This is a genomic window from Leifsonia sp. 2TAF2 (assembly GCF_052115085.1).
Taxonomy (GTDB): domain Bacteria; phylum Actinomycetota; class Actinomycetes; order Actinomycetales; family Microbacteriaceae; genus Leifsonia.
In genome coordinates this window covers 432,017-446,289 of sequence record NZ_JBFRFY010000002.1, presented here as the reverse complement: position 1 = coordinate 446,289, position 14,273 = coordinate 432,017, and the positions used below count along the sequence as shown (strand labels likewise).

Here is a 14,273-nt window from a genome sequence, read left to right as displayed (position 1 = left end):
GATGAACACGGTCACCGGTCGCTTGCCGGCCGAAGTGTCGAGAGGTACGCGATGGAAGCGTCGATCGCGATCCGGACCGCGCTCGAGTCGCGCCGGGTCTGGCTGAGCAGCAGACCCCCCTGGAGCCCGGCGAGGATGCTCACCGCCAGCGCGTCCACGTCGGCATCGGCGCGAAGCTCGCCCCGGTCGCGCATCGCGGAGAGGCCATCGCGGAGGAGCCGCTCCCACTCGGCGAACGAGTCCGCCAGCGCCCCCCGCGCGATCGGGTCCGACTCTGCGAGACCGCTCGCCAGCGACCCGAGGGGGCACCCGCCGATGCAGTTCTGGGCATCGAGCATCCCGACCACCATGTCGCGCCATTCGGCGAGTGCCGTAAAACTGTCCAATCGTTCCAGCACGGCACGATGCGGTCCGAGCACCGACTGCGTCTGGTGGTCGATGACAGCGAGCAGCAGTGCGTTCTTGTCGGTGAAGTAGTGGTAGAGCTGGGACGCGCTGACGTGGGCCGCCGCTTGGATCTCTTCCAGCGTCGCGCCCTCCAGCCCCTGCTCGACGATGAGCCGGGCCGCCGTTTCGACGATTCGCTGCCGTGTGGCGAGCCCCTTGGGCGTGAAAGTGCGCTCACCGTCTGCGGCACTTCTTCGGCTATCCATGCCACCACCGTAGCTGTTTTGTAGTTGCTACTCCATTTTTACCTGGCCACGATTGCAGTATTCACTCCAATCGAAGGGACCGACATGAACGACTACGCAGGCAAGACGGCGCTGGTGACGGGGGCGACCAGCGGAATAGGACGCGAGACGGCCACCAAGCTCGCCGCGGCGGGAGCGCACGTCATCGTCAGCGGACGCGATCTGCAGCGCGGCGAAAGCACGGTCGCGGCGATCCGGGACGCTGGCGGGCGAGCGGACTTCGTGGCCGGCGACCTCAGCGACGCGGACAGCGTGCGCCACCTCGCCGCTCGCGCCCTGGAGCTGGCCGGAGGACGCATCGACGTGCTGGTCAACAACGCAGGCATCTTCCCGTTCGGGCCGACGGCCGAGACGCAGGAAAGCGACATCGACGCGGTCGCCGCCGTCAACATCAAGGCGCCCTTCCTCCTGGTCGCCGCCCTCGCCCCGGGGATGGCCTCTCGCGGCAACGGAGCGATCGTGAACGTGACCACGATGGTGGCCAGCTTCGGGATGTCCGGCATGGCCCTCTACGGATCGAGCAAGGCGGCGTTGCAGCTGCTGACCAAGGCCTGGGCAGCGGAGTTCGGCCCGAGCGGCGTGCGCGTCAACGCCGTGAGCCCCGGCCCGACCCGCACGGAGGGCACCGCTGCCATGGGCGAGGGCCTCGACCAGCTGGCCGCGACCACTCCCGCCGGACGGCCGGGCCAGGCCGCCGATGTCGCGGACGCGATCGTGTTCCTCACCTCGGATGCCGCACAGAACATCCATGGCGCCGTCCTGCCGGTCGACGGCGGCCGGATCGCCGTGTGACGCTTCGTACGACGAATCGCGTGGCGGCTACAGCGAGGTCGTGGGCACTCGTCCGGCCCGACCCGTTCAGAATCGGCCGGGAAGCGCGTTCGAGGTGTCCGTGATCGTGCCGGTCTCGAGCACCTGCTTCAGCCGGTTGAGATTGGACCGGACCTCCTGGGCGGGATGCTTCCGCGCAACCCGCAGAGCAACCCGCGGAAGGAAGCCGTTCGGCATGGTGAGCTGCTCCCGCACTCGCGTCGACGAGCCGCGCGCCTCGAAGGTGTAACGCCACGTGGTGACGCGGCCTGCGGTCTTCGTGCGATAGCTGAATGCGGCGTCCGGCTCGTCCTCCACGATCTCCGAGACCCAGTGCGTCCGCATCCCGAACGGCAGACCGACCGTCCAGCGCGATCGGAGTGGCGTGAGAACCTCGACCGCGAGCACGTCCCCGAGGAACCGCGGCATGTTCGCCGGGTCGCGGAGAAACGCGTACACCTCGCCGATCGGCCGGCGGATGTCGGCCTCGGCGACGATGCTGGACGAACGGGAACCCGCGGCGCGGCCGGTCACGCGACGAGTGTAGCGCTGCCTGTTGACGCGCAGCAGGCGCGAGATCGACAGTAGCGGCAGAGGGTCGAAGGCGACGCTGCGCCGGGTCTAGCGTCGCAGGGCCGAGGAGATCGAGATGAAGATCGTCGTCGCAGGGGGAACAGGTCTCGTGGGGGCGGCAGTCGTCGACAAGCTGAGGGCCGCCGGCCATGACGCGGTGGCGGCGTCCCGACGGACCGGGGTGAATCTGTACACCGCCGATGGCCTAGCTGATGCGCTGGAAGGGGCGCAGGTGGTGGTGGATGCGTCGAACTCGCGATACACCGACTACCCCGGTGCACTCGACTTCTTCGAGACCGCGACGCTGAATCTGCTGACGCTCGGTGCCGCCGCAGGCGTCCGCCATCATGTCGTCCTCTCCGTCGTCGGCAGCGAAAAGCTCGCGAGTTCCGGTGGGCTCTACTTCCAGGCCAAAGCGGAGCAGGAGCGGTTGGTGGCCGAGTCGGGCATGCCGTACTCGATCGTCCACTCGACGCAGTTCTTCGAGTTCGTGCGCGCCATCGCAGACTCCGCGAGCGACGCTCACGTGGCGCGGGTCGCCGAGGCGCTCGTCCAACCGATCGCAGCAGAGGATGCGGCGTCGGCCGTTGTGGAAACGGCGACCGGCGCACCGACGCAGCGGGTGGTCGAGGTGGCCGGTCCTGACCAGTTCCGGCTCGGGGATCTGGTGGAGCTCGAGCTCCGCTGGGCGCACGACCCGCGGGAGGTCCGCGCGGACACGGAGGGTGAGTACTTCGGGGCGCGGCTCGGAGCGCACGATCTCCTTCCCTCCCCTGACGCCACCCTGTACTGGTCGCACTTCACCGACTGGCTGGACAGGCGAACCTGACGGCCGCTTCACACTCGACGAGGAGAAAAAGCATGAGCGACAACGAGACCCGTGTAGCGATCGTGACGGGTGGATCGGGCGGCATCGGCGGTGCCGTCGCCCGCCGGTTGGCACGGGACGGCATGGCCGCCGCGGTCCACTACTCCGGCAACGAGACCCGCGCCCGGGGCGTCCTGGAGGACATCGAAGCCGAGGGCGGCCGCGGCCTGGTGCTGCGCGCGGATATCGCCGATGAGACCGCGATGTCGGCTCTCTTCGACACGGTGGAGGGCGAATTCGGCGGTGTGGACGTGGTGGTGAACACCGCCGGCATCATGCTGCTCGCCCCGCTCGCCGACCTCGACATGGACGACCTGGACAGGATGCACCGGATCAACATCCGCGGCGCATTCGTCGTGACCCAGCAGGCGGCTCGCCGGGTGCGCCGCGGCGGGGCCATCGTCAACTTCTCGAGCTCGGTGGTGCGTCTGCAGTTCCCCTCCTATGCCGGTTACGCCGCGAGTAAGGGGGCGGTGAACGCGATGACGCTCATCCTGGCTCGCGAGCTCCGCGGCAAGGACATCACCGTCAACGTCGTCGCGCCCGGACCGACCGCGACCGACCTGTTCCTCGACGGGAAGGACGAGCAGACGGTCGAGGGACTCGCCAAGCTGGCGCCCCTCGAGCGGCTCGGTACCCCGGACGACATCGCTGAGACCGTCAGCTACCTGGCCGGCCCCGCGAGGTGGGTCAACGGCCAGGTTCTCTACGTCAACGGCGGTATCGCCTGAGCGTGCGCGCCCGAGCGATCGCTCCCGGCCGGCGGCTACGGCGTCGGCGTCCGCGTCGGCGGCGCGATCGTGCCATCCGCGGCGATGGACGGCGCGGTCTTCGGGAGGTCGCGCCGGCTGAAGTCGTCCACCAGCCGTGCTGCCCGGGTCTGCGGGTCCGGTTGCGGTACACCTGTCGAGTGCTCGAAGTGCACCGAGCGCATCCGGCCGCTGACAAAACGCCCGCGCGAGTCCAGGGTGACGTCGAGGTAGACGCCGTACCGCGTCTCCGGCTCGGCGCCGAAGACCCCGCCCCCGCCGAAGTTGCCGAGGCTGTACGCGATGAGCCGTCCGCGGTAGAACTCCGCACCGCGCAGCGTGTGCGGCCCGTGGCCGAGGACGATATCGGCACCGGCGTCGACCGCGGCGTGCGAGAACGCCAGGACATCGCCCCGGTTCTCGCCGTACATGCGTTCCGTCCCGGGGGCGACGACGCTCGCATCCGGTCCCTCAGCACCCATGTGCGCCTGCACGATGACGACATCGGCCGAGGCGGCCGCCGCGGCGACTACGCGGCGCACGTGCCGGAGGTCGGTGACCGGGTTGGTGCCGCGGTACGGTGCGAAGCCGACCATGGCGACGGTGGTGCCGCCGATTCGCGTGCAGACGATCTCGTCCCGGCGGCCGACCGCACGGATGCCGTTCGCCGCGAGGTTCGCCCGCGTGTTCGCGTAGCCGTCGTCGCCGAAGTCGCCGGTGTGGTTGTTCGCCATGTTGAGGAGGTTGAAGCCGGCGAAGTACCGCGCGGTGGACGGTTCGCTGCGGAAGGCCAGGCAGTCCGAGTCGGAACCGCACTTGTCGTACCCGGTGTCACGTGAGATCACCTGCTCGAGGTTGCCCGTCACGAGATCTTGGGTGAACCACGGCCGTACGGCGTCGAAGTATCCGGCGCCATCGTCCTTCTGCACGCCGTGGCCGACGTCGTGGATCAGCAGGTCGCCGGTAGCGCCGATGCTGACTTCGCCGGGATGGGCGGCGGGCACGGTCGGCGTGTCAGCTCCGCACCCCGGGATGGCGGTGGCGCGGGTCGCAACGACCCCGCAGGCGACCAGCAGGATCACCGCGGCGGCCGTCCGCCAGGGAACGCCGCGCATCACAGCTCGCCGCCGACCGGGGATGCCTCGCCGACCGGCGCCGTCTCGGGCCTCCGGATCCGCCGCCGCGGCAGGTCGAAGAGCCACGTCAGGCCATCCCGGACCAGGATCCGGTCGAGCAGCACGCACACAGGGACCAGCAGCGCCGTGGTCGCGATCGGCAGAAGGGCCGCCGCCGCAAGCTGCACGCCGGGTCGCGCGGTCGCGAGCAGATCGGACAGCGGCAGGTCGATGAGGGCAAGTAGCGGCATGTGCAGCAGGTAGATCGGCAGGGTGCGCCGGCCCAGCCAGGCGAGGCCCGGACCTAGGGCACGGATCCGTGCGAGCTGCGTCGCCGCCGCCAGTCCCATCGCGCAGCCCAGCACCGATACCAGCGGCCAGACGCCCGGCGTCTCCTCGGTTCCGGTGAGCCGCATCGCCCCGAACCCGACCGCGTAGACCAGCACGGCCAGGACGGCCCACCACGGCGTGACCCGGGCGAGCAGGCCGTGCAGTTGCGGGGCGAAAAAGGCCCCGAGGAGGAAGAAGGTGACGTTGTAGAGCAGCGAACCCCGGTTGCTCACGATCTCGACGTAACCGGCGGACACCGCAACCGAGAGTGCTGCGGCGAGGCTCACAAGGAGCCACCTCGGCAGGCGGGAGAGCGCCTTGGCCAGGACGAAGTAGAGGGCCAATGCGTACAGGTACCAGGTGTCCGGCGGGCTGATCGTGACCGACTCGACGAACTGCGACACACTGCGCGGCACGAGCGTGGGGAAGTCGGGGAACGCCCATAGCGCCACCATGTGGATGAGCGACCACAGCAGGTAGAGGTACAGGAATCGGACGACGCGGGGTCGGAGGACCTGGGCCCAGGGGCGCGCGAGGGCGTTCGCGGCGAAATAGCCGGAGACCAGCAGAAAGAGCGGCATCAGGAACGGCCAGATGGCGTCGCCGACGAGTCCCCAGCCGCCCGGGATGGGCACGCCGAGTTGCCAGTCGAGCTGCAGGTAGCTCTTCATGATGACGTGCCAGAGCACCACGAGCAGGATGAGCACCCCTTTGAGTGCGTCCCCCCACGCTTCTCGACTCGTGGCGCGCGTCCTGGCGCTTGCCGTAGCGCCCAGCGCGGCGGTCAGAGCGTCACCGGACTCGGCGTGGACATGGCGGGGGTGGATGCGACGGCGGCGTCGAGCAGCGCGGCGACCAACTCCACGTAGCCCATCCCGGTTGCCGCGTACATGCGGGGCACTTGGGAGTGCTCGGTGAAGCCCGGCGTCGTGTTCACCTCGTTGAGGACCACGCCGCCTGGGGTGACGAAGAAGTCGAAGCGCGCGACTCCCGCGCATCCCAGCGCTTCGTAGAGAGCGCGTGCCGCGGAGTCGATCGCCGCCGCCTCATCTTCGGTGAGGTGCGCGGGCACGGTGAAGGCGGCCGTCCCGTCGTACTTCTGCGCACGGTCGAACACGCCGCCGTCTGCGACCCCGATCTCGAGAGTCGCGCCGGCCCGGAGGTCGCCAGCTCGGTCGCGGAACAGGGCGACGTCGACCTCGCGTCCGCGGACGAACGCCTCGACGAGCGGGATGCCGCCCGCCAGTCGGGCATGGTCGATGGCCGCTCCCAGCTCGGAGACGCTTCGGACCAGCGAGACCCCGTTGCTCGACCCTCCCGTCGTCGGCTTGACCACGTAGGGCGGCTCCCCCTCGATCGAGACGGCATCCGCCGAGTCGCGCACGAGCATTCCCCGGGCGGTGCGCAGGCCCAGGGCCGCCGCCACGAGTTTGGTGACCCACTTGTCCATGCCGAGGGCTCCCGCCCGGACCGGCGAACCCACGAAGGGCACCCCGGTCAGGCCTAGCAGACCGGCGATGGAGCCGTCCTCGCCGTTGACACCGTGCAGCACAGGAAAGGCGACGTCGCACGTCGTCAGGAGCGCGACCGCCTCACCGGGTGACAGGGCCGGGTCGTCGCCGTGGTGCCATCCGCCGGCTCGGTCGATCGTGAGCGCGACGGCCTCGAGGCCGAGCGACCGGACCGCGCGCGCGACCGCGGCCGCAGATGCGACGGACACGTCGTGCTCGTCGTTCGCTCCCCCGCCGATCACCGCGACTCGCTGTACGGGTTGGTTATGCATGCATTGCCTCCTGGGGGCTGGTCGGGGATGTCGTCGTGCGGTGGATTCGGGCGACGCGCGTTCCGATCCGGGTCACGATCTCGTGCTCGATGGTGTTCGCCCACCGCGCCCACTCGGCAGCGGTCGGCTCGCCGTCCCCGCCCGGCCCGAACACGGTCACCGGTTCCCCCGGCGGGATGCGGTCGTCCCCGGTGTCTGCGACCACCATGTCCATCGAGAAGCGCCCGACGAGCGGACGACGACGGCCGCGAACGAGCACCTCGGCGCGCCCGGAAGCCGACCGGGGCAGCCCGTCGCCGTAGCCGATCGGGAGCAGAGCGAGGTTCGTGCCGCGTTCTGCGACGAAGTCGAGGCCGTAGCCCACGCCGGTCCCCGCCCGGGCCTCTCGGGAGGTGACGACGCGGGTGGTGAGCGACAGAGCCCGCCGGAGCCGGTCGGACACCCCTGACGGATCGATGCCGTACAGTCCCGCACCGATGCGGTGCAGGTCGAAGCCCCTGCCGACGCCGGTGACGGTCGCGGCGGTCGCGGCGAGATGCGTGACCGACGGTGCCAGGCCGCGACGTCGGGCGGTCCGCACTGCGTTGGCGAAGACCAGGCGCTCACGCTGGTTCTGCGGGTGCTCGGGCCGGTCGGCGCACGACATGTGACCCATCACGCCGACCACGTGCACGGAACCCAGCCGCTGCAACTCGGAGGCGATCGTGCAGAGAGCCGACCACTCCTCAGCAGGGCAGCCGTCCCGTCCCATACCGACGTCGATGTGCAGATGAACGCGGGCGCGCGATCCGACGCGTACGGCCGCGCGGCTGACAGCCATGAGCAGGGGCGTGCTCGACACGGCGAGGTCGATGTCGGCGACGACGGCGGACTCGAAGTCGGCGTCGACCGGATTGAGCCAGCTCAGGATCGGCGAACGCACACCCGAGGCCCGGAGGTCGAGTGCCTCGGCGACCGAGGTGACGCCGATGGAGGACGCGCCGGACTCCAGGACCGAACGGGCCACGGCACCGTGCCCGAAGGCGTCCGCCTTGAGCACGGCCATCACCCGTCCGCCGGTGAGGTCGGCGAAGTACGCAGTGTTCGCGCGGATCGCGTCGTCGTGGACCAGGAGCTGGGAGGGGGAATCCGTCATCCGGCCAGCGCGCCCGTGATGGCCGGTCCGGAGGTCGAGGTGTGCATGCCTCCAGGCTTCGGCATCCCGGCGGCAGGGTCGTCCCTCGCCCGTCGAGACCGTGTCGTTCGCAAGACGGTGGTGATGTCATCCCTGCGGAGGACGCGGCGGTTAGGCCTGACCGCGCCGCACCGCGCGTAGGTACAGTGTCCCCATGATCGTGACGCCCGTACAGGTCGCCAGCCTTCTCGCGGGCGAGGAGCGATTGCCCGTCGTCGTCCACGTCATCGAGCATCCGGATGGGCGCATCCTGGTCGACACGGGGATGACGAGCCTCCACCCCGCCGTCGCCGACATGGATCCGCTCCTCGAGCCACTGACGGAGCACGACGAGCTCGACCTCGACAGCATCACCGCGGTCGTCAACACCCACCTGCATTTCGACCACTGCGGCGGCAATCACCTCTTCGCCGGCCGCCCGGTCTACGTGCAGCGCCAGGAACTCGAGGACGCCCGAACGCTGGAGGACTACACGATCCCCGAGTGGGTGGATGCGCCCGGCATGACGTACGAGCCCGTCGACGGGGAATTCGAGCTGCTCCCGGGCATCCGTCTGGTTCCCGCGCCGGGCCACACCCGCGGTTCGCAGATCGTCGTCATCGAGACGGACGACCGCCCGATCGTCATCGCCGGCGACACGGCGGTGTGGTTCGGTGAGCTCGACGACCCGACGACGGACGGCCAGCGGCTCATCCGCGCGCTCGACCCGCAGCAGGTGTGGCTCGCCCACGCAAGCGCCCCGTGGCAACCCGACCGTGCGGATGACTAGCGTCCCCTAGCCGGGGAACACGTCCCGCGGCGTCCTGCGGCGTCCTGCGCAAACCACCGTTACCGACTCATTGTCGCGCCGCAAGTGACCGCGGCCGTCGACTTGTCCAGGTATTCCGTGGTTCGCGCCTGTTGAGGCGGGCTTCCGTCGCGGTGTCATGAAAAGGCCCCGGCGGACGCCGGGTGACGACGAAGTCAGGAGCTTTGATGTTGACCAAACGCCTATTGGGGCTCGGCGTCGCGGCGCTGCTCGGCCTCACAGCGGTGACGGCGTCGGCGTTGCCGGCGACGGCCGCACCACGGCCGTCCGCAGCGACCGAGAAGACGTCGCCCGCTTCTCCACCCGCCATGCTGAGCGCAACACCGTACGCGGGATGGAACACGTATTTCGGGCTGGGCGGGGACTACACGGCGGCGCAGGTGCTCGAGGTCGCCGACCGCCTGAAGTCCAGCGGCCTTGCCAAGGCGGGATACGACATCGTGTGGCTGGACGGCGGCTGGCAGGCCTCCACTCCGCGCGGCGACGATGGTCTGCTGCAGGGCGACCCGACGCGGTTCCCCGACGGGATGGCCGCCCTCGCCGCCGCGATCCACGCCAAGGGGTTGAAGGCCGGGATCTACACCGACGCCGGCCCGTACATCCCCGGGTCGTGCGGTCTCGGCAGTTACGGTCACTACCAGACCGACGCCGACACGTTCGCCAAGTGGGGCTATGACGCCGTCAAGGTCGACTTCCTCTGCGGGATCGCCGCGAACCTCGACCCCAAGACCGTCTACACCCAGTTCGCGGACGCGTTGCGGCACAACAGCAGCGGTCGGCCGATCATCTTCAATCTCTGCAACCCGGTCACGTCGCCCGACTGGGGCAACTATCCCGAGTCGCAACAGTCGACCAACACCTGGAGCTACGCTCCCGCGATCGCACAGTCATGGCGCACCTACACGGACGTCGGATTCGTAAACTCCATCAAATACAGCGACGTGCTGCGCAACTTCGACGCCAATGCGCGTCACCCGGAGGCCGCTGGACCCGGACACTGGAACGACCCTGACTACCTGGGCCCGCAGCTCGGGATGACCGACGAGGAGTTCCGTTCGCAGATGGCTCTGTGGTCGATGTCGGCCGCTCCGCTGGTCGTCGGGAGCGACCCCCGCACCTTCAGCGACGCGACCGTCGCCGCACTGACCAACCCTGATCTCCTGGCGATCGACCGGGATCCGCTCGGCAAGCAGGCAGTTCGTGTCGGGCCGGCCGGGACGACGGAGACCTGGACCAAGCCGCTCGCAGACGGGTCCACCGCGGTCGCCCTGGTCAACCGCGGCGACGCGGCGGCCGAGATCGCGACGACCGCTTCAGCCGTCGGCCTCGCGGCCACGCGCGTGGAGGTGAAGGACGCGTGGACTCACGCTGTCAGCGAGAGCAAGGATGCGATCCGCTCCGCGGTTCCGGCCCATGGCGTCTCCGTGCTGATCGTGAGCAAGAGCACGGGGATTCCGCAGAGCCCCCGGGTCGTCGTCGGAGCTCCGACCGTCACGGCGGTGAACGGCACGGCCATCGCCCCTACCGGCAACCTCCTCGCTGCCGCGGGCTCGACGCTGGATGTCACCGTCACCGTCCGCAACGACGGCACCACGCCGGTCGCCGCGCCGAAGACAGCGCTGACCGCACCGGACGGATGGAAGACCGTGCCCACCGGGAAGCAACCGCTGCTGATCCTCCCCGGACGCACCGCCGATGCGACCTTCACGGTCACCGTCCCCGCGTCGGCGGCCACGGGCTCCTCCGCGATCGGCGCATCCGTCCGCTTCACGGGTCTCCGCGGACAGGTCACGGTGGCCTCTCCGGCCTCGACGGTGACGGTCGCCCCGGCGCCGCCGTCGGGTGCGGATCAGCCGCTGTCGCACCAGCCGTGGATCTCCGCCACCAGTGGATGGATGACGCCGGCGGTCGATGAGAGCGTCGGGGGCGGCAACCCGATCCGAGTCGCCGGCACCACCTACGCCACCGGGCTCGGAGTGGCCAGCCCGTCCGACATCCGCTACTACATCGGCGGCGTGTGCAGCCGCCTGACCGGGAGCGTCGGCATCGATGACGTCGTGAACAACGTCGGCCCCGATGGAGGAACGGCCACCTTCTCCCTCGTCGCGGACGGGAAGACCGTGTGGGACAGCGGGACCGTCGCTCGAGGCACGGCGGTCCCCTTCGACGTCAACCTCGCCGGTGCGCGTGAGCTCGTCCTGCACGTCGGGGATGCCGGCGACGGCGGCTACAACGACCGCGCCGACTGGGCGGCGCCGCTGATCAGCTGCAGCTGAGCCGCAGAGCAAGCGGGGCGCGGGGTCGCAGACCTCGCGCCCCGCTTGCGCGTTCAGCGGAGGTTGATACCCCACGCGAGCACCCAGCGAGACGCCGGCGCCAACCACTCGAGGTCGACGCCGGAATTGAGGGCATCCGGGGGTGCGGTCATCGGCTCGAGCGCAACGGCGACGTGCGCGCGTGGCGTGCGGGGCAGCCGGTCGGTGACGTACACCTGGGCCCAGCGGAAGCGGGCATCGGCCCACACTTCCGCGGTCCGACCCGTCGACCGGTCGGTCAACCGCTGCGTGACCCGACCGTCGGTCGCCCTCAGAGCGGTATAGGCGGCATGGGCCGGAGCCTCGGTGAGGGGTGTCGGAGTCCGGAGATCGTAACTCGTCCCCGAGACGGCCTGCTGTTCGAGCGGCAGATTGTCGTCGCCGAGGCGCAGAGTGCGCTCCGCGTCGACCTGCAGGAGGAGGTCGACCGTCTTCGCCTCTCCCACCCTCAGGTACGGGTGGACGCCGATGCCGACCGGCGCAGGCCGATCGCTGCGGTTCAGGACGGCGATGGTCGATGCGACCCCGGTCCGGGTCAGGCGATAGGAGACGGTGACGGCCAGGTCGAACGGATAGCCCGGCGCACCGCGCACCGTGGTCGTGAGCTGCACCGCGCCGGCCTCCCGCCCCAGGACCGCGAATGACGTCCTCGCGACCAGGCCGTGCAGGGCGTTGCCCGCCTCCGGCTCGGTCACATCCAGCTGCTGAAGGTCGCCGTCGAGCATCCATCGACCTCCCCGGACCCGGTTCGGCCAAGGGACGAGCACGGCGCCGGAGGACCCCACCGGCCCGTCCGGCGACCCGGCCACCAGATCGAGGCCGTCGACTCGGAGCTGCTGAAGGCTCGCCCCGACGGGCGACACGAGCGCCTCGACGACACGGTCGCCGAAGCGCTGAAACAGAGGGATGGGATCAGACGGCGCGGACATGAAGGAGCACGGAGCGGTCCGGATCGAGCGAGGGCGGCTCGACGCCGACCAGCCTCAGAACACGGCCCGAGAGGGTCACCTCGCCCGACATCCACGGCGGCTGCGCCCCGGGCGGCCTCTGTCCCTGAGGAAAGACGGCGGTCACCGTGTACGTCCGCGCATCGTCGAGGCCCGGCAGCCCTACCCGTCCCACCGGCCAGGTCCGCGGCCGCTCCGTGATCGAGAAGGCGTACAGCGCCTCATCCGCTCCCTCGCTGACGACACCCTCGAGCCGCGCTGCGGTCTCGGTGAGGTCGGCGTGGACACTCGTGCCCGTGTGGAGGAGGTCACGGTGCTGCTTGTGGAACGCGATCCAGCCGGCGAGGTCCCGCTTGGTCTCCTCATCGGCGGTGAGCAGGTTCAACTCGACCCCGAGGTGACCCCAGATCGCCTTCTCCGCGCGATACGACAGCGGATGCGACCGGTGCGTAGTGTGCGACTCCTCGGCCCCGATGTGCGTGCCCTGCAGCTCCGGCGGCACGACGAGTCCCGTCCACCGCTGGATCTCCAGGCGCTCGTGCGGGTCGTTGCAATCGCTCGGCCAGACTCGCTGCGTGCGTTCGAGGACTCCGAGGTCGATCCGCCCGCCACCGCTCGCACACGACTCGATCTCGAGCCCAGGATGGAGCCGGCCGAGTTCGTCCATCAGGCGGTAGGCGGCGAGAGTCTGCTGACGCAGCCCGGGGCGGCCCGAGGGGGTGTGGCCCGCATCCAGCAGGTACCGGTTGTGGTCCCACTTCACGTACGCGATCCCGACCTCGGCGATGAGCGTGGTCATGCGTTCGAGCACGTACGCGTATGCCTCCGGATGGCCGAGGTCCAGCACATGCTGATGCCGGGACGGCAGCCCCGGGCCGTGGCCCGCGTCGAAGATCCAGTCGGGATGCTCGGCAGCCAGCCGCGAATCGAGGTTGACCATCTCGGGTTCGAACCAGAGCCCGAAGTCCATGCCCAGCTCGCGGACACGGTCGGCCAGCGGTTTCAGCCCGTCAGGCCATCGTTCCTGGTCGACGACCCAGTCGCCGAGGGAGCTGGTGTCGTCGCGACGCCCCAGGAACCACCCGTCGTCCACCACGAAGCGCTCGGCGCCGATGGCGGCGGCCTCCTCAGCGAAGCGGGCGAGCGCATCGGGGTCGTGGTCGAAGTAGACCGCCTCCCAGGTGTTGACCAGTACGGGGCGCGGACCGGTGGGATGCGCGGCGGACGCCCGAAGGTGCCTGTGGAACCGCGCGGCGAGGTCGTCGAGGCCGTTTCCCCACGAGCCGTACTGCCACGGCGTGAGGTACTCCTCCCCCTCCGACAGCTCCACCTCGCCCGCAGCGAGGCCTTCCACGCCGGACAACCGGCGGATGTTCGCCGGGCTGCGCTCGGCGGCCAGGGTGTGGTTGCCGCTCCAGGCCAGGTGGGTCGCCCACACGCGGCCCGAGCGGAACCCGAACCCGGGCTCGCCGGCAGCCAGCAACAGGGTGTGCTCGAGGCCCGGCTTGCCGCCGCGGGAGGCACGCACCCACTCCCCCACGTCGAACCGCCGCCGCTGCGGGACGCGCTCCAGCGACCAGCGACCGGTCAGATCCAGAAGCTCGTCGGCGTCCGCCGGGACCGGCAGGGCGAGTTCGAGCCCGTCGACGCGGAAGACCTCGTCGCGGTCGTTTCGCAGGCGGGCGCGCTGGCGGACCAGGCCGCTCACGGCGAGAACCTCCAGTTCGAGGGTGAGCGACAGCCCGTACGCCTGGTCATGCGCGGCCACGGTGAGGGCCATGCCGTCGGCGGACGTCCGCAGGTCCGCGGCCGTCGTCAGGAACTCCGGCGCCCAGCGGCGGCCGTTCGAGTCGCCGGTCAGGCCGGGTCGGCCCAGCCATCCCTCGTGCAGCTGGCCGAGCACGGGCACGGGCTGCGGATACGTGACGGCGCTGTCGCCGACCGCCGGCCGGGCGCTGAGGGCGATGTGCTTCAGCTCCTCCGCGCCGAGGTCGCCGAGGTCTTCGCCCCAGTGCAGGATCCGCGGGAGGCGATGCTGATCGAGCAGGACGACGACGCTCGTGCCGCCCGCCCTGAGGTGGATCTGATCCGTGTCCACGAGCATGTGTT

The 14,273-nt window shown here is 70.1% G+C and carries 13 protein-coding genes; 5 read left to right on the top strand and 8 right to left on the bottom strand.

The window, feature by feature from the left end:
• Window positions 1-11 precede the first annotated feature (11 nt).
• Complete coding sequence (locus AB4Z18_RS14390; RefSeq protein WP_441783415.1) at window positions 12-653, bottom strand: TetR/AcrR family transcriptional regulator; 642 nt, start codon at window positions 651-653, stop codon at window positions 12-14.
• Window positions 654-737: 84 nt separating this feature from the next.
• Here AB4Z18_RS14390 and AB4Z18_RS14385 point away from each other — a divergent pair, with 84 nt between their 5' ends.
• Window positions 738-1,484 (top strand): SDR family NAD(P)-dependent oxidoreductase, encoded by a 747-nt coding sequence (locus AB4Z18_RS14385; protein ID WP_441783414.1) that lies wholly within the window; start codon window positions 738-740, stop codon window positions 1,482-1,484.
• A gap of 66 nt (window positions 1,485-1,550) precedes the next feature.
• Here AB4Z18_RS14385 and AB4Z18_RS14380 read toward each other — a convergent pair whose 3' ends face one another.
• Entirely contained in the window at window positions 1,551-2,036 is a 486-nt protein-coding gene (locus tag AB4Z18_RS14380; protein WP_441783413.1) for an SRPBCC family protein, read from the bottom strand.
• A gap of 115 nt (window positions 2,037-2,151) precedes the next feature.
• Here AB4Z18_RS14380 and AB4Z18_RS14375 point away from each other — a divergent pair, with 115 nt between their 5' ends.
• Together AB4Z18_RS14375 and AB4Z18_RS14370 are read left to right on the top strand one after the other, a co-directional pair.
• The gene (locus AB4Z18_RS14375; RefSeq protein ID WP_441783412.1) at window positions 2,152-2,904 is read left to right on the top strand and encodes an SDR family oxidoreductase; all 753 of its coding nucleotides are present in this window, start codon (window positions 2,152-2,154) and stop codon (window positions 2,902-2,904) included.
• 32 nt (window positions 2,905-2,936) lie between these two features.
• Window positions 2,937-3,674 (top strand): SDR family oxidoreductase, encoded by a 738-nt coding sequence (locus AB4Z18_RS14370; protein ID WP_441783411.1) that lies wholly within the window; start codon window positions 2,937-2,939, stop codon window positions 3,672-3,674.
• A 35-nt stretch (window positions 3,675-3,709) separates the two neighbouring features.
• Here AB4Z18_RS14370 and AB4Z18_RS14365 read toward each other — a convergent pair whose 3' ends face one another.
• Genes AB4Z18_RS14365 through alr form a run of 4 tightly spaced genes read right to left on the bottom strand, consistent with a single transcriptional unit; the run spans window position 3,710 to window position 8,055 of the window.
• On the bottom strand, window positions 3,710-4,807 hold the full coding sequence (locus AB4Z18_RS14365) for a CapA family protein (RefSeq protein WP_441783410.1): 1,098 nt from the start codon (window positions 4,805-4,807) through the stop codon (window positions 3,710-3,712).
• The gene (locus tag AB4Z18_RS14360) at window positions 4,807-5,913 is read right to left on the bottom strand and encodes an acyltransferase family protein (protein ID WP_441784012.1); all 1,107 of its coding nucleotides are present in this window, start codon (window positions 5,911-5,913) and stop codon (window positions 4,807-4,809) included. Before AB4Z18_RS14360 ends, AB4Z18_RS14365 begins: the two co-directional genes overlap by 1 nt.
• An 8-nt stretch (window positions 5,914-5,921) precedes the next feature.
• The gene (locus AB4Z18_RS14355) at window positions 5,922-6,920 is read right to left on the bottom strand and encodes a D-alanine--D-alanine ligase family protein (RefSeq protein ID WP_441783409.1); all 999 of its coding nucleotides are present in this window, start codon (window positions 6,918-6,920) and stop codon (window positions 5,922-5,924) included.
• Window positions 6,913-8,055, bottom strand: coding sequence for an alanine racemase (gene alr / locus AB4Z18_RS14350; protein ID WP_441783408.1), 1,143 nt, complete (start codon window positions 8,053-8,055; stop codon window positions 6,913-6,915). The genes AB4Z18_RS14355 and alr overlap by 8 nt, the downstream gene beginning before the upstream one ends.
• Before the next feature lie 193 nt (window positions 8,056-8,248).
• Between alr and AB4Z18_RS14345 the strand changes: the two genes are divergently transcribed.
• Together AB4Z18_RS14345 and AB4Z18_RS14340 are read left to right on the top strand one after the other, a co-directional pair.
• A complete protein-coding gene (locus AB4Z18_RS14345) occupies window positions 8,249-8,863 on the top strand; it encodes an MBL fold metallo-hydrolase (RefSeq protein WP_441783407.1) in 615 nt (204 codons plus the stop codon).
• Between the two features lie 206 nt (window positions 8,864-9,069).
• Entirely contained in the window at window positions 9,070-11,178 is a 2,109-nt protein-coding gene (locus AB4Z18_RS14340) for an NPCBM/NEW2 domain-containing protein (RefSeq protein WP_441783406.1), read from the top strand.
• Window positions 11,179-11,231: 53 nt separating this feature from the next.
• On the opposite strand, the gene AB4Z18_RS14335 is transcribed toward AB4Z18_RS14340, so the two are convergent.
• Window positions 11,232-12,146: an aldose epimerase family protein gene (locus tag AB4Z18_RS14335; protein WP_441783405.1), complete on the bottom strand. Its 915-nt coding sequence runs from the start codon at window positions 12,144-12,146 to the stop codon at window positions 11,232-11,234.
• A complete protein-coding gene (locus tag AB4Z18_RS14330; RefSeq protein WP_441783404.1) occupies window positions 12,130-14,268 on the bottom strand; it encodes an alpha-galactosidase in 2,139 nt (712 codons plus the stop codon). Before AB4Z18_RS14330 ends, AB4Z18_RS14335 begins: the two co-directional genes overlap by 17 nt.
• Between the last annotated feature and the right edge of the window lie 5 nt (window positions 14,269-14,273).